At 47.3% G+C, this 15613-nt stretch carries 11 protein-coding genes, 1 pseudogene and 1 riboswitch; of the genes and pseudogenes, 6 read left to right on the forward strand and 6 right to left on the reverse strand.

Going from position 1 to position 15613, the window contains the following annotated elements:
- Window positions 1–36: 36 nt before the first annotated feature.
- Window positions 37–408 carry a hypothetical protein gene (locus tag KIK04_RS23875; RefSeq protein WP_232276272.1) on the forward strand — a complete coding sequence of 124 codons (372 nt, stop codon included), beginning with the start codon at window positions 37–39 and terminating at the stop codon, window positions 406–408.
- 35 nt (window positions 409–443) lie between these two features.
- Here the strand turns inward: KIK04_RS23875 and KIK04_RS23880 are convergent, their stop codons facing one another.
- The gene (locus tag KIK04_RS23880) at window positions 444–1310 is read right to left on the reverse strand and encodes a GNAT family N-acetyltransferase (RefSeq protein ID WP_232276273.1); all 867 of its coding nucleotides are present in this window, start codon (window positions 1308–1310) and stop codon (window positions 444–446) included.
- 287 nt (window positions 1311–1597) lie between these two features.
- On the opposite strand from KIK04_RS23880, the gene KIK04_RS23885 reads away from it, so the two are divergent.
- Window positions 1598–2947: a C45 family autoproteolytic acyltransferase/hydrolase gene (locus KIK04_RS23885; RefSeq protein ID WP_232276274.1), complete on the forward strand. Its 1350-nt coding sequence runs from the start codon at window positions 1598–1600 to the stop codon at window positions 2945–2947.
- A 74-nt stretch (window positions 2948–3021) separates the two neighbouring features.
- Window positions 3022–3909 (forward strand): helix-turn-helix domain-containing protein, encoded by an 888-nt coding sequence (locus tag KIK04_RS23890; RefSeq protein ID WP_232276275.1) that lies wholly within the window; start codon window positions 3022–3024, stop codon window positions 3907–3909.
- A gap of 190 nt (window positions 3910–4099) precedes the next feature.
- On the opposite strand, the pseudogene KIK04_RS23895 reads toward KIK04_RS23890, so the two are convergent.
- The 3 genes and pseudogenes from KIK04_RS23895 to gcvH form a co-directional block, all read right to left on the reverse strand.
- Window positions 4100–5281, reverse strand: a pseudogene (locus KIK04_RS23895) (hypothetical protein).
- Between the two features lie 134 nt (window positions 5282–5415).
- Window positions 5416–6291, reverse strand: coding sequence for a family 16 glycosylhydrolase (locus KIK04_RS23900; RefSeq protein ID WP_232276276.1), 876 nt, complete (start codon window positions 6289–6291; stop codon window positions 5416–5418).
- A 982-nt stretch (window positions 6292–7273) separates the two neighbouring features.
- Window positions 7274–7663, reverse strand: a complete 390-nt coding sequence (gene gcvH / locus KIK04_RS23905) for a glycine cleavage system protein GcvH (protein WP_232278880.1) — start codon at window positions 7661–7663, stop codon at window positions 7274–7276.
- Between the two features lie 187 nt (window positions 7664–7850).
- A riboswitch (glycine riboswitch) is annotated at window positions 7851–7946 on the forward strand.
- Window positions 7947–8244: 298 nt separating this feature from the next.
- Between gcvH and gcvT the strand changes: the two genes are divergently transcribed.
- From gcvT to gcvPB, 3 genes are read left to right on the forward strand one after another with little or no spacing between them, the layout of a single operon-like run.
- Complete coding sequence (gene gcvT / locus KIK04_RS23910; RefSeq protein WP_232276277.1) at window positions 8245–9426, forward strand: glycine cleavage system aminomethyltransferase GcvT; 1182 nt, start codon at window positions 8245–8247, stop codon at window positions 9424–9426.
- The gene (gene gcvPA, locus KIK04_RS23915; protein WP_232276278.1) at window positions 9423–10811 is read left to right on the forward strand and encodes an aminomethyl-transferring glycine dehydrogenase subunit GcvPA; all 1389 of its coding nucleotides are present in this window, start codon (window positions 9423–9425) and stop codon (window positions 10809–10811) included. The genes gcvT and gcvPA overlap by 4 nt, the downstream gene beginning before the upstream one ends.
- The gene (gcvPB, locus tag KIK04_RS23920) at window positions 10783–12240 is read left to right on the forward strand and encodes an aminomethyl-transferring glycine dehydrogenase subunit GcvPB (protein WP_232276279.1); all 1458 of its coding nucleotides are present in this window, start codon (window positions 10783–10785) and stop codon (window positions 12238–12240) included. The genes gcvPA and gcvPB overlap by 29 nt, the downstream gene beginning before the upstream one ends.
- Before the next feature lie 116 nt (window positions 12241–12356).
- On the opposite strand, the gene KIK04_RS23925 is transcribed toward gcvPB, so the two are convergent.
- Both KIK04_RS23925 and KIK04_RS23930 read right to left on the reverse strand, forming a co-directional pair.
- On the reverse strand, window positions 12357–13829 hold the full coding sequence (locus KIK04_RS23925; RefSeq protein ID WP_232276280.1) for an ABC transporter substrate-binding protein: 1473 nt from the start codon (window positions 13827–13829) through the stop codon (window positions 12357–12359).
- A 181-nt stretch (window positions 13830–14010) separates the two neighbouring features.
- Entirely contained in the window at window positions 14011–15486 is a 1476-nt protein-coding gene (locus tag KIK04_RS23930) for an ABC transporter substrate-binding protein (RefSeq protein WP_232276281.1), read from the reverse strand.
- Between the last annotated feature and the right edge of the window lie 127 nt (window positions 15487–15613).

Consider the following 15613-nt stretch of genomic DNA (forward strand, 5'->3'; position numbering starts at 1 on the left):
GCATATAAAAAAGTTGTGTTAGAGAAACTTAATCATATGAGAAAAAGGAGTGTAAACATATTGCTGTATGTGTACAGTGCTATCTGTCTTATTGGTGGACTGCTAATCGTGAATGCCATTTATTCGTATCAAAGCATACACATTGATCCCGCGTTTTGGACGACGCTCAAATATCAAGTAGCCGTGCTGCCGCTCTTTTTGGCGGCGAGTATGCTTATCGGATATGGTGTAAAGTTTGGTCATAAAGTGCTTGGCAACTTGACATTCGTCCTCACCGTATCAAAAGGGATTGAAATTGTCATTTGTGTGTTGATGGGCTTTCTGTTTATGCGTGAAATTCCGACGTGGAAGACGTGGCTCGGGTTGAGCATCGTTGTGGTCGGCTTTTTTATTACGAAAATGAAATGATCGTTGACCAAGCAGCAGTGCAGCGGTGGCCTTCATTAGCCGAATGCTTGTGAAGCTATACCATACAATTGGCCATCGCGTGCTGGCAGCTGCGCGTTGCGATTCATCATGACAGGAGGCGTACGTGCTTCCTTAAATCCACACTTGTCCAGTTCGAATAAGAACGCGGGATTACCCATAGGCACATCTATCCGCAACACGTCTGACTTACCCGCAACAAGCTGTTCAACTAAAAATACAGCTGCCTCATGATCAGGTGCCACTATTGGCCCTACAATGAGGTTCGCAGCTGTCTGAATCGTCATGCCAAAGCCAATAGGCTCGCCTTCTGGAGTACGTAAAATGAGACATGTATCAGCTTGTTGAATTCGTGCAGCCAAGAAGATGGCGCGGCTATAACCTGAGGCATGTCTATCTAGATGGTGCACAGCCTCAAAGTCATCATCCGTATAAGGAACGACTCTATATTCGTCGTGCAAAGCAGCGTCGCGGATAGGATTCAAAGGCACAAACTGCTCACAAAGGCAGACGTGAACTGCGCTGACCGCGCTGAAGCCAAGCTTCTCATATAGAGGACGGCCTTGCACAGTCGCAACAAGTATGAAGGCAACGTGATCAGGCACGCTATCCATGCATGCCTTAATGACTTGTGTTCCATAGCCTAAGCCACGCACATCGGGGTGCACGATGACGAAGCCGATAGACGCAATCGGTTGCGCCTCAAGCGACGTGGATTCATACGGAATAATGGCGGCGGATGCGATCACGCGGCCTTGCTCATTTTTAACCCCGAACACGCTACCTGTAGCTAGTAAAATCTTTACTTCTGCTAGATTATAATCCCAACCTACACGCTGTGATAAAGCGAGCAAATCAGCAAGATCATGGTCACTGCAAGTCACTAGATGTACGATGTGAAGTCTCCTCCTTTAAGCTGCCAAATGACACTCATTTACTCATGATGAGAACGAGGAAATTTGTTCCATTATACGACACGTGCACAACCGAATACAACTCCACCTCCATCCATCAGCAAGCAAACAGGCAGCCCAAAAAGAGCAAAAATTATCAAAAAAGCAGCAGCTCAGCTCGCTATGATTAGAACATGAGTTAAATCACGGCTCGCTAAGGTTCGCCACGGTTCGCTCATGGACGATCAACAACTTAGGTGAAGGCGGAGGTATATACGATGAACAACCAATCTCATTCGAATAACTTGAACCATGCAGAGAGGGGTAACCACTCCGATCGCTACGAAAGCTTAGAAAGCTCAGAAAGCTCAGAAAGCTCAGAAAGCTCAGAAAGCTCAGAAAGCTCAGAAAGCTCAGAAAGCTCAGAAAGCTCAGAAAGCTCAATGAATTGTGGACCAACCGAACATTCGGAGCAACACGATCATTCCGTAGAGGCTGATCTTCCGCAACATGCAAAGGAGTCTGTACAAGGTTACTTTGTGCAGCTGCAAGGCAGCAGTTATGAGGTCGGACGGCAGCAAGCTCTATTTGTGAAACGGTATCCGCACTTGCTGCATTCCCTGCTCGCCCCTCCGCAGCAACGCGTCGGGACAAGCTGGCAGGAGCATGCACAACTGCTCGACACATACTGTGCGGGACTTAACGAAGAGCTGGCGGGCTTTTGCGAGGAGCTTCAATTGTCTCCTGCTCAGCTCCACTATGTGGATAGCACGTGGTTAACGACGGGGTGCAGCATTTGCGCGGTACAACCCGCTAAAATGATTGATAAGCGCCCGTATTTGCTGCGCAACTATGACTTGGCGCCGCAAATGGATGATATGCGGCTTTGTTCCACTGCGGTGACGGGCTTGTATCGTCACACGGGTTTCTCGACCGCCTTCTTCGGGCGCAGCGAAGGGATGAATGAATGGGGCTTGGCGGTTGCCTTTGCTTCGTGCGGAATGCCCGTTGGCAACTACCCAGGCTTGAAACAACCGCAAGCAACGGGCTTGCAGTTCTGGGCCGTCGTGCGCAGCTTGCTAGAGCGCTGCCGTGATACGGCGGAAGCGTTGGCGCTCATCGATGAGATGCCGATTGCCTCCAATATGAATCTCATCGTGATGGATCGTACCGGAGCAACCGCATTCATCGAGACGGTTGATGGGGCAAGAGCGGTGTCGGTGCTAGAACCCGACAGCAGCGGACAAGGATATACGGCCGCAACAAACCACGCCGTCCTGCCCACCATCCAATCGTTAGATCCAAGGCGGTTACAGCATTCTGTAATCCGCTACAATCAGATCAACGCGCATATGGAACAACATCCTAAATTGACGAAAGCGCAGTTGCGGCAGCTTGTCGAAACATCATATCCGGAAGGCTTAACGGTTCACAATTATAAGGAATGGTTCGGTACGATTCGTTCCATGCTGTTCGATTTGGAGGCACAGGAGCTGAATGTATGCTTTGGCTCCCCGTTGCTAAACGAGTGGCATACGTTAGAGGTGGGAGGCACATTGCCATTTGAACAAATAGCGGTTAAGGTGAAGGATGAGGCTTATGGGCCTCAATTTTGGCAGCCTATGTAAGCATGCCTAAGACTGTATAAGCTTATTTAGTGCCGAATTCACATCAGAGAAAATAATAATAATAGGGTGATCGAATGAAGTCGAATCTGCAGCACATTGATATAGCAATTCGTTATATCGAGCAGCATTTGCGGGAGCCGCTGCGAGCAGAAGATGTCGCGGCTGAGGTGAATTTTTCTTATTCCTACTTTCACCGCGTCTTCTATGCGTTAACGGGTGAAACGATCGGAGACTATATTCGTAAACGCCGTTTGAGCGAAGCGGCACGTGAACTTCTATTTAGCGAACGTTCCATCTTGGATATCGCTGTTGATTTTCATTTTGAATCACAGGAAGCTTTCAGCCGCTCGTTCAAAAGCTTTTTCTGCCTGCCTCCGGCGACGTTTCGCAAGCAGCGGATGAACCCTGCCGTACTGGAGAAGCAGTGCTTACTTGGTACCCGATTAGAGCATCGGTTAGCACATATTAGCCTTGAACCGTGCATCGTTAACCTCGCCGAACCCATTGCAGTCATCGGCATCGAGGGTAGAACAAGTTTGCAGCATAATCGATTGCCGGAACTGTGGAAATCCTTTTTGCACCTTGCGGCAAATGAGCCTGCGATGCACGAACCTTACTATAGCATTTGCATCCCAGAACCAAGCGTCCAAATGATGACCGTGGACGAGACTAGCGAGTTTGCACACTTTATCGGTGCTCGAGCGATTCCCGATACGGTTGCTCCGCTCGGCATGTCACAGCAGATGATTCGCAGCGGGAAATATGCGTTGTTTCGCCACCTCGGCACGGTGCGCTCTCTGCGCGACACGTACGCTTATATTTGGGGAACATGGCTACCGAACTCCGCTTATAGCTGGGATGAAGAACGGTTTGACTTTGAGCAATACGGTGCTGACTATATAGGCCATGACCATGAGGAATCCATCATCTGGATTCACATTCCGGTACGCGCACAAAAGTAGCCGTATAAATAACACGACCCGCTCCCTACCGTGATGCTTCATGCTATCATCATTCATTGTTCAACAAGCAGCTGCCGCCTCACCCATTTGGGTAAAAAGCGACAGCTGCTTGCGTTACACGCATGTTAGGTTAGACGAGAGCTAAGTTACACGTAAATTAAGGCTACTTGAAAGTTAAGTTACACGTACGTTAGCGCTGCAACTTCTTCCGATTGTCTTGCCACACCTTTGTTCTGTAGGCTAACAGTTTCGCATAGCCCGCTTGCTGCGCGGCTTGCTCTGCTCTATCCAAGATGGCCAGCACTTCTTCTTCCGAGCTTGCGTTCGAAATCGCTTTCGCTCGTGCCTCCGTATAAATATCAAGCACGGCTTGCGCAACAATGCCCTCCTCCGAATCGCGTGGCGGGTGAAAATTGACGAACTCGGTCGCGTTAAACTGCGTCTTCCACGTAATGTCAGTCTGCCAGCGAGTTTCCCAGCTGCGCTTCTCAACGGGTAGTTTAGACTCATGTTTAACCTTCACGTTATCAAGGTAGACCGTGTTACCATGCCATTGAAAGTTAATGATGGAATCCATCAATTTGTTGCGCTCGACTATATCAGTCGTATACTTCTCTGTAAAAATCGGGGCGTCATCCGCATCCGTCCCTTTCCAGTAAAGCCCTTCAGGCCCCCAAAACGTAACCCGCTGCCCCTCTGGTCCAGTTAGCCAATCCAAATACGCAAATATAGCCTCGGGATCCTTGGCCGTTTTTGTAATGACACTCACATTCCAACCAAGTTGCTTGTAGTCGCCAGGATAAATACGATTTTTATCTAGTCCTTGCTTATGAATCGGCCAAATCATGAAATAGCCCGCGTTGCCGTTGGGCTAGGATGTATACCAGTTCGGGAATTGATACAGCTTCCCATCCGGTGATCGCAGTAAATCAAGCGTGCTTTGCCCAGCCCACTTTTTCAAGTTGGGGTATTTGGCTACATAATCGTCCAAAGGTACGAGCAAGCCTTGCGCACGCAGCATCTCGACTGTCGCATCACGCTACATCCAAATGACGTCCGGCTGCTCATTAACCGCAAGCATCGTATTCAACTTTTGTGGGGCACTACCGCCAGCTTGAATACCCGTGACTTGGACTTGTTTCTGCTCTTTAATCCATTTCGTGGCTACATCTTTCCCCCATGGAGGCAATGTAAATGAATCATAGTGTGCATAAAAAGTGAAGGCCAGTGGCTGCTGACCAAGAACAAATGTACCTTCTCTGCTTGCATCTGGTGCGGCTTCTTTCGAACCCTGCTGACCGCTACAACCCATTACAATGGAGAACATCACCACGATCACGATTATCGATATGAAATAGCGTGAAGCTGACATGTGGACACGAACCATGCGCAAAACTCCCATCGCCTTTTACTCTGAAATCACTAGCCGTTCAAGCCATACACGTATCGAACTTGTAGATGTATACCTAGCTAGAGGTCAATGCATGACTAAAGTGTGCAAATAGCTTATGGTTGCGGTGTGTTCAGTTCATTTTCCGGTGTAAACTTAATCCAATCATAGTACGCGCGAATCGGCTTTCCATTGTACACAAACGGTTTGGTCCATGACTCAGTCGGTCCTGCTCCAGGCCATAAATTGACCATGATATGGCTTGGCTTTGTCGGCAATGGGCCACGCGCACCTGTTTCCGTATGAACAAGCTTGCCATCGACGTACCATTTGATTGATGTTGCCGACCATTCAAAGGCGTAATCATGAAAATCTTCGGAGGCATCAAACCCGAGATCGATGATCTTACCGTGAGCGCTTACCCCGTTCGTAAAATAGTTGGTCTCCAACTTTGTCGTATCTTTGCCGAGAATTTCAATATCAATTTCATCGGCAGGTCCTGAACCGCCCGAGTACGTAAATAGCGATGTAACAAGTCCATCGCCCTTGGCTGCCTTTATCCGTGCCTCTACCCGACCGTAACCATATTTTTGCGTCGTAAAGTACTCGCCGGAAGCGTATGCTTTGTTGGCACAGCCCGTTGGACATGGGTCATTGTCAAGTCGAAGCGCCATCACTTTATTTTTGGTTTCGATATCATCACCCAAAAATTCGATATGATCAGCCCGCCAGCCCGCGCCAAATCCAGGGCCGTTCCCCCAGCCATTAGCCTTGTACCATCTGACAGGATCAAATTGATTCAATTCATCGGTAAATCCAGCAGATAAGGTTGGTGCAGTAACAGAGGCAGATGTATTTACTGATGTATTCCCAGCCGTCTGTTCTGCGGCTTGCGTCACTGTAGGCGTTGTAGGGAAAGTGCTCGCTAACAAGAATGTAGCAATAAGCAACGGCCACTTAGCTGTATTAAAACGGTTGTTAAACTTGTTCATGATCGATACCCCATTTCGTATTTTGGTATGCAGCTTAATGCGGCTTAATGCCGCTTACGATAGCGATAGCGATTGCCATCATGCTTGCGATGATGCTTGTCTGCTCTTCTCCCTGCTTGTTGCCCCGTTATCATGTCTCGTGCCATTTCTCGTTGACACGCGCATAGATTCCCGAACGATGATTTCAGATTGAAGCACTAGTTGAGCAGGCGCTGTCAACGTGTTGTTAATGAGGCTGTACAGTGTCCGAATTGCCACCACGCCTGTCTGTTCAGCAGGTTAGCACATCATTGCTAGTCTCGGGTGCAGTTCCCATTGACTGTAGTTGTTATCCATTATTTCCAAATCATCTTCTGCCGCAATGCATATAGCGAGCACATAGACATCATCTTTTAAGCAGCTATACACGGATCTGACGATTCAGTCATAAAAAGAGTCATTTAACGTAGTTAACATAAAGCCGATCACGTTCCTTCTTCTTCGCACGAGCACTCTGGCCGCAGAACTTGGGATGTATTGGAGCTCATAGATGGCTTACAGAACGTTGCGGCGATCGTAGTCTCTTTACAGATGGAGCATGATTCCGTACTATGGACACCGTCACGGTAGACAATCCACATTTGCGGGCGACATCAAAAATGGTAGACTTCGTTACAATGTAATCCTCACCCCCTCTCATGCTTAAGGCATATGTGAGAACTGGTACTGGAAATTCGGAACATGAAATTTGGGAACCGAAAGTTAAAAGCCTTTAACTTTTGTCATGTCGTTAGGGATGTTGGGAAGTTGGGATGTTATTACGTGCTGCGCACTGCGTATTCATCATTATGTATGCGATGTATGCGAGGAACCATCATGCTGACCGATATGGTAGGTAAATGAACAGCAATGGCTTGGCTGTGAAAGTGAGTCATCCGTGATGTCTAAGTTAAAGTTGACGCCCGCTCACAATAAAAAACAAGGCGTCAACCCGATGCATATACTACGAAATATGAGATTGATATTGCGCTGGTGTTAATAATGACTTTAATGCTTCTTCTACACTACCTGCGACTTCAATTTCAAAAATCCAGCCGTCGCCGTACGGATCGCTGTTTAGCTTTTCAGGTTCATTCACTAGCGATTCATTAATGCTTGTAATCGTCCCTGATACAGGGCAATACAACTCGGATACGGTCTTAACAGATTCAATAGAGCCGATGCTGTCATTAGCAGATACAGTAGCACCTACGTTAGGGAATTCAACAAATACGATGTCCCCTAACAAGGTTTGAGCGTGATCGGAAATACCGACACGGATCGTACGATCTTGAACCACTATCGCCCACTCATGCTCTTCGCTATACACGAAATTGTCTCTAATTTCACTCATCATAACGCCTCATTTCCTCATCAGTTATAAGGTATTGTCTCAAGCGCTTACAATGTATAATTTTAACACCATCTAGCGTATTTCAGTTCGCTAGTAACTGTCAAGTAGGGATATCTTAACCGAAAATTAATTTGACAACGTCCGGAAGCATCGAGTAAAAATGATAGTAGAACAACTTTATATGCGGATGAAGTTATAGGGAGAGATCACTGTGTTATAGGTGACGCCGAAGGAGTAAGCCCCCACGGGTGAATCTCTCAGGCAAAAGGACCTTTAATGGACGCACCTCTGGAGAGAGCCCACTCACATCGCGATTGTACTTATGCTTATAGACGGCATGATTGAACGTGGTGCGACGAGGGTCACCCAAGGGGAAACTCGCGACTCGCGACTTTCGACATCATAGAGACTCACATCACATACACGCGTGCGAGGTAACTCTCAGGTACAAAGGACAGAGCTCAAAGAATTAGATATGCGGCTGCATGTGGTCATGCTGCTGGATGTCGTGTTCTTTGCTCTGTCTTTTTTTGTTATTCATTCGTTTGATGAAGTGCCTAAGTCGATAACGAGGTGATGTCATGACAACCTTACAACGAACGCCATTGTTTCCCTTATACGCCGCCCACCCTGCTGCTCGCTGTATTGATTTTGGGGGCTGGGAGCTGCCTGTCCAATTTAGCAGTATTACGCAGGAGCACGAGGCTGTTCGCCAGCGTGCAGGCTTGTTCGATGTGTCCCATATGGGAGAGTTTTATGTAAGCGGTTCCGCTGCACAAGCGTTTTTGCAATACGTTACGACAAACGATGTGACCCGCTTAGAAAATGGGCAGGCGCAATATTCCCTGCTATGTTATCCCGATGGCGGAGTCGTCGATGATCTGCTCGTATACCGCATTCAGGAGCAGTACTTTATGCTAGTTGTGAATGCTTCCAACATTGAGAAAGATTGGAGCTGGCTGCAACGCGCACTTACCGATGCCGGAGACCGTTTTCAAGACGGCGTCGTCATGGAGAACGCTTCTGAACAGACGGCACTGCTGGCGGTCCAAGGCCCAGCGGCTGTTGCTATCGTGTCGCAATTGACCGATGCGCCTGTCGCTTCGTTAGCCGGATTCCGCTTCGTGCCAGATGCGCTCGTCAGCGGTGTGCGTGCGCTTGTATCACGCACAGGCTACACGGGTGAAGACGGCTTTGAGCTATACGTAGCAGCGGACGATGCCCCGCAATTGTGGCAAGCCTTGCTACAAGCTGGCGCGCCGCATGGCTTAGTGCCAGCTGGCCTAGGTGCGCGCGACACGCTGCGCTTCGAAGCTAAACTGCCGCTCTACGGGCAAGAGCTGTCGGCGCACATCTCGCCACTGGAGGCAGGGCTGCAATGGTTCGTGAAGCTCGATACCGACGATTTTATCGGACGCGAGGCGCTTATCCAGCAAAAAACAGCTGGCTTACCGCGCAAGCTCGTTGGCATTGAAATGATCGATCGCGGCATCCCGCGCTCACACTATGCCGTCTACAACACTGACGGCAAGCAGATCGGGGAAGTGACGACGGGCACGCAATCCCCTACACTCAAGCGTAATCTCGGGCTTGCCTTAATTGATGCCGCTTACAGCACACTCGACACGGACGTATTCGTTGATGTGCGCGGGAAACAGTTGAAGGCGCGCGTTATCAAGGCCCCTTTTTATAAACGGACACCAAGTCAGCCCGCAGCAGGAACGCACACTGACGGAACTCATACAGAAGGAGCGAAACAATGAAGAAGCAGAAGCATCGCTACATCCCGATGACGGAGCAAGATCAAATTGATATGATGCAAACGATCGGCATTTCGTCTATAGAAGAGTTGTTTCGCGATATTCCAGCCGCGGTACGCTATGAAGGCATCTTGCCGATGTCCTCTGCCTTAGACGAGCAAGCAATGCTCCTGCATATGAAGGATCTGGCAGGACGCAATGCTGACTTTGAGCAATATGTGAGCTTTTTAGGCGCAGGCATTTACGATCATCACGTGCCGGTCGTCATTAATCACGTGATTTCACGCTCCGAATTTTATACGGCTTATACGCCGTATCAAGCAGAAATTAGCCAAGGCGAACTGCAAGCCATTTTCGAGTTCCAGTCTTACATTTGCGAATTGACAGGAATGGCTGTCGCGAATGCAAGCATGTATGACGGCGCCACAGCGTTAGCAGAAGCTGGGGCTTTGGCAAGCGGTGCAACAAAGCGCAAGCAGCTTATCGTCTCTCGCACGGTGCATCCTGAAGCACGCGCAATTGTGAAGACAGCTGCGCGCGGTCTGAACTTGGATGTCGTGGAAATCGATTACGTGAACGGCGTGACCGATTTGCAACAGCTGGAAGCGCATGTATCCGAGCAGACAGCGGCTGTACTTATTCAATCGCCCAATTTCTTTGGTTGCGTGGAAGATGTTCGCGCGATTGAGCCGATCATTCATGCGAAGAAAGGCTTGCTCGTACTTAGCACGAATCCGCTTAGCTTAGGCGTGCTTGAAAGCCCTGGCAAACTTGGCGCGGACGTTGTTGTCGGCGATGCGCAGCCGTTGGGCATTTCGGCTGCATTTGGCGGGCCGACATGTGGCTTCTTCGCGGTGACGGAAGCTTTAATGCGTCGCATGCCAGGGCGTATCGTTGGCCAGACGCAGGACTTGGACGGCAAGCGCGGCTTTGTGCTCACACTGCAAGCGCGTGAGCAGCATATTCGACGTGAGAAAGCGACTTCTAACATTTGTTCGAATCAAGCGTTATTGGCGCTGTGCGCGTCGGTCTACTTGTCCACTATGGGCAAAACGGGCTTGCAAGAGGTGGCGCACTTAAATGTGCAAAAAGCGCACTATGCGGCTGCCCAATTTGCGAAACGAGCTGATCTGTCGCTTCCTTTCTCTGCACCATTTTTTAATGAGTTCGTCATCAAGCTACCTAGCGGGGCCAATATGACGGAAATTAATAAAAAGCTATTGGATGCAGGTGTACTCGGAGGCTACGATTTAGGAAAAGCGTATCCGGAGCTGCAAGGACATATGCTTATCGCGGTAACAGAACGTAGAACGAAAGAACAAATGGATCAATTTGTTGAACGATTGGAGGCTTGCCTACATGAAACAAGACAAAGCGCTCATATTTGAACTTAGCAAGCCTGGCCGTGTCGCTTACTCGCTGCCGGAATGTGACGTCCCTGAAATCGAGCTGCAAGAGCTGATTCCAGCTTCGCTGCTGCGCAGTCAGCCAGCTGAACTGCCGGAAGTGTACGAAGTGGATGTGATTCGCCATTATACCGAGCTGTCACGCCGCAACTTCGGCATTGACAACGGTTTCTACCCGCTCGGATCATGCACAATGAAATACAATCCGAAAATTAATGAAGATGTAGCCCGTTTTGCTGGTTTTGCCAAGATTCATCCGTATCAACCGGAAGAAAGCATCCAAGGAGCATTGCAGCTGCTGTATACCCTCCAACAAGACATCGCAGCGCTCACGGGCATGGATCAGGTAACGCTCCAGCCCGCAGCGGGTGCGCACGGTGAATGGACCGGCCTCATGATGATTCGCGCTTATCATGAAAGTCGTGGTGAAATACGCACGAAAGTTATCGTGCCGGATTCATCACATGGCACGAATCCGGCCAGTGCGACAGTAGCCGGATTGGACACGATTACGATCAAGTCTAACGAGCAAGGTCTCGTTGACTTGGATGCGCTGCGTGCCGTAGTGAATGAGGACACGGCTGCACTGATGCTCACGAACCCGAACACACTCGGCTTGTTCGAGGAACAGATCGTAGAAATCGCCCAAATCGTGCATGAAGCTGGCGGACTGCTCTATTACGACGGCGCCAATTCGAACGCGATTATGGGAATTACCCGCCCTGGCGATATGGGATTTGACGTCGTGCATCTGAACTTGCACAAAACGATGAGTACGCCGCATGGCGGTGGCGGTCCTGGTGCAGGTCCAGTTGGGGTAAAAAGCAAGCTGATCCCTTACTTGCCAAAACCAATTGTCGCCCAACGTGATGACGGATCGTTCTATTTTGAGGATAACAGTGCGCAGTCTATCGGCCGTGTCAAAGCGTATTACGGCAACTTTGGTATTCTCGTACGTGCATATACGTATATGCGCACGTACGGCCCAGAAGGATTGTGCCGTGTCTCGGAGTGCGCTGTATTGAACGCCAATTACTTAATGCATCGCTTGGCTCCTTTTTACGACATGCCGTATCAACGTGTATGCAAGCATGAATTCGTTATGTCAGGCAAAGGTCTTAAAGCTTTCGGCGTACGCACGCTTGATGTCGCCAAACGGTTGCTCGACTTTGGCTACCATCCGCCAACGATCTATTTCCCACTTAACGTCGAAGAGTGCATCATGATTGAGCCAACAGAGACAGAAAGTAAGGAAACGCTGGACGCTTTTGCGGATACGATGATTCAAATTGCTCAAGAAGCGGCCACCAATCCGGAGCTATTGCTGAACGCGCCGCATCATACACCTGTAAGGAGACTGGACGAAACGCAGGCCGCACGCAAGCCCGTGCTGAATTGCTCTTGTTCTTAGTGTAGGCGTCTATCTACACCTGTTACCTTACGTACTGGGATTTACACTTTACTTAGTCCACAAATAGAAGCAGGTTGTGCATCCTAGCACTTACCTGCTTCTTTTGTGATCGCTTTTTAATTATGAATGATTTGCAGTACCGATTCGCTCAAATTGCCTCGTGGTGTTTTTTTAATTTGTTGAAGTAGACTATTTCCTTTTGACTCCCAATCTTTCAAAAATTCATCGACAGACTTTTTGCTGGCCAGCATTTTATACATCATTTGATGCTCAAGTTCTAAAATGTAATGAATGTTAGGTTTTTGTTCGAACAGCTTCGACATTTGAATGTCGTTCTTGTTGGGAGGAAGTGGCTTCATCTTGTAAAAAGCTTCAATGTTGTAGTTTGCTTTTTCCGATTTGTTAATTAAGGACTTGATGGAGACTAAGTTGTAGCTGTTGCGTGATTTTAATTTAATGATGTCTTCGCTATTGGAAAACTCAAGGAATTTCCATGCCAATTCGGGGTTGTTCGCTTTTGCATTAATGGAAATAATGTCAGACAATTGTATCGAGCTGTTTACACCTGGCATTTCGCGGTGTTCGGGTAAGGTTACCACATCCCACTCAAACGGAGTGAAGCCTTTGATTTTGCCTGCATTTTGCATCGCATCGTTAACCGACTGGGCAAAAAAATACGACCCAACGACCATTGCGGTTCTACCTGATAAGAATAAATCGTAATCAAGTGGTCCACTTTTCTCACTCCATTGCGGCTGCTCACTCATCACCGTTTTGTCCCGATACAACTTCACGAGTTTTTCCAACGCTCTTTTCCACTGCGGAGAGTTGACAAGCATCTTCTCTCCTTTTTCATCAAATTTAAGCAAATTTAACGGCTTCGTATACATATCAACGGCAGTATTAAGATCAGAACTATGTTGTGAGAAGCTAAAGCCGTACGTTCTCGCCTTCCCCTCACCTTTACTTACCCGTTGAGCAAGTGTAAATAACTCATCCCAATCCATCCCATCCCGCGGGAAATCTACCCCCGCTTCTTTAAACAATTTCTTATTGTAATAAATAGCGGAAGCATCGAATGAAGGTGTTAAACCGTATAGCTTGCCATCGCCAAGCGCTTTAATTCCGTCGATAACAGCAGGAACATATTTCGTTAGATCGATGTTTTCTTTTTGTACTAACGGAGAAATATCTTTTAACAAGCCATCGCGCACTAATGCTTGATAGCTGTGCACGTCAGCTACGACGACATCTACCGGATTCGATCCGGTCAGTAATTTCTTTAAGTTGGCCAAGCCATCTTCCGCTTTAGCTGTTGGGTTATTGTGATCCTCGTAGCGTCTAGCATCTTGGTTTACAGCGGGCACAATTTCAATCCGGACACCCTTATTTGTAATTTCAAAAATATCTGTATATTGGTTTCTAAAATGAGAGTCATCAGAGATTCCGTTGAGAATACCGATACGCAATACTTGATTGCCTTCCCCTTTACTAGATTCACTGCTGGTGCATGCTGTAAACAACGGGATCATAAGAGACATCGCTAACGACAACAGCAGCACTTTTTTCACGATTCGCTTGCTCTTCACTCTGTTACTCCTCCTTGAATTGCATCAATTTTCAATATATTTGAAATAATACGTAACTTAGACGTAATAATTGGATATAAAGTTACACTTTAACAACAACATTTTATAAAAAAATCTCTTAGCAGCATGTTCAGCACATTTATGCTTGCTAAGAGACAATATTCATGGCAATGCTATGATATTATTTACCATAAACCTCTTTTTGAATGAGATTATCCATTTTACCAGATGGATTTTTCTTAATATGCTGCAGCATATCGTTACCTCTTGTTTCCCACTCTTTTAAACCGTCTGCCACTGATTTTTTACCGGAAATAATCTCACCAATAATTCGAGCTTGCAAGTCACTCATATAGCGCAGACTCGGTCTTTCTCGTTGCAACTCTTGCTGCTTAATCGCTGAAGCGTCCGGCACATTCAATTTCAGCTTATAGAAGGCTTCCGCGTTAAAATTGAGCCCCTCTTTTTGTTTCAGTACAGATTGGCTATTGACGAGTTGATACGAGCTGCGAGATTTAAGCTTGATCATTTCGGGACTATTGACGAACTTAACAAATTCCCAAGCCAGATCTGGATTTGTCGCTTTGTTATTGATCGCCGTCATATCCGATAAGTAATAACCACCACTCACGCCAGGAGCTTCATGATGCTCAGGTAAAGTGACAACATCCCACTCGAACGGAGTTAATCCTTTAACTTTATTCCCCATATTCATGACCGTATTGAGTTCATCCGTATAACCATAGTGGCCTATTACCATTGCTGTTTTGTTGGATAGGAACAAATCATACGCAAGCGGGCCTTCTCTGCGTTCCTGCTGAGAATCGTCCTCTTGATACATCACTTTTTCTTTGCTCAAGCTGCTCAATTGTTCGAGAAACTTTTTCCATTGAGGTCCGTTCACGACCATTTTCTCAGCTTTATCGTCATATTCGCGCATATTTAGCGGTGCTGTGTAATGATAGAGTTGATAGTACAGACTCGATGGGTATTTATCAAAATTAAAACCATACGTACGATCTTTGCCTTCGCCTTTGCTTACACGTTTCGCAAGCGCAAATACTTCATCCCAGCTCATTCCATCTGTTGGCAACGGAACACCTGCATCCTTAAACAATTTCTTGTTATAGAACAAAGCAGAAGAGCTGAAGGTCGACGTTAATCCATATACTTTGCCATCTCCCATAGCTTTAATCCCGTTCATGATCGCGGGGATCATATCGTTTGTATCCACGTTGTCTTTTTTCATCAGCGGTTCTAAATCTTTAATGAGCCCTTCTTTCGCCAATTGAGAATGTGTTTGTATATCCGTTACGACAACGTCGACCGGCTGGGAAGAATTCATTAATTTTTTCATATTTTTAAATTCATCTTCACCTTTTTGAGGCTGTGACCAGTCCATATAACGATAACCTTCCTTTACTGCCCCTGGAACAATTTCAATCTTCACATTTTTATGAGCCAATTCAAACATATCGGTAAATTCTCTCCGGAAATGGCTGTCATCCCCGTAGCTCGTCGGAATTCCGATACGCAATACTTGTTCGGCTTCTTGCTGTTTATCCCCACTGCTGCAAGCTGCCAACAACGGAAATAGGAATGACATCGTTAACGTAAAAATAAGTAACTTTCTGGCAGTACGATGGTGCTTCAACATGATCGCTTCCTCTCCATTCTCTCTTGTAAAAAAAGGTTATAACTAACATAACGATCAGCACCTCTTTTACTTACACCTGTATACAAAATTCAACAAAAAAAGCCGCGTAAAGATGGCGAAATATCCA

This window comes from Paenibacillus sp. 481, from assembly GCF_021223605.1.
Lineage (GTDB): Bacteria > Bacillota > Bacilli > Paenibacillales > Paenibacillaceae > Paenibacillus_B.

What these genes read in the sequence shown, in the direction of transcription:
- gcvPA (WP_232276278.1), top strand. Translation starts at nt 9,423, where the DNA reads ATGAAGAAGCAGAAGCATCGCTACATCCCGATGACGGAGCAAGATCAA.
- KIK04_RS23890 (WP_232276275.1), top strand. Translation starts at nt 3,022, where the DNA reads ATGAAGTCGAATCTGCAGCACATTGATATAGCAATTCGTTATATCGAG.
- gcvH (WP_232278880.1), bottom strand. Translation starts at nt 7,663, where the DNA reads ATGAGTGAAATTAGAGACAATTTCGTGTATAGCGAAGAGCATGAGTGG.
- KIK04_RS23930 (WP_232276281.1), bottom strand. Translation starts at nt 15,486, where the DNA reads ATGTTGAAGCACCATCGTACTGCCAGAAAGTTACTTATTTTTACGTTA.
- KIK04_RS23875 (WP_232276272.1), top strand. Translation starts at nt 37, where the DNA reads ATGAGAAAAAGGAGTGTAAACATATTGCTGTATGTGTACAGTGCTATC.
- KIK04_RS23900 (WP_232276276.1), bottom strand. Translation starts at nt 6,291, where the DNA reads ATGAACAAGTTTAACAACCGTTTTAATACAGCTAAGTGGCCGTTGCTT.
- gcvT (WP_232276277.1), top strand. Translation starts at nt 8,245, where the DNA reads ATGACAACCTTACAACGAACGCCATTGTTTCCCTTATACGCCGCCCAC.
- gcvPB (WP_232276279.1), top strand. Translation starts at nt 10,783, where the DNA reads ATGAAACAAGACAAAGCGCTCATATTTGAACTTAGCAAGCCTGGCCGT.
- KIK04_RS23885 (WP_232276274.1), top strand. Translation starts at nt 1,598, where the DNA reads ATGAACAACCAATCTCATTCGAATAACTTGAACCATGCAGAGAGGGGT.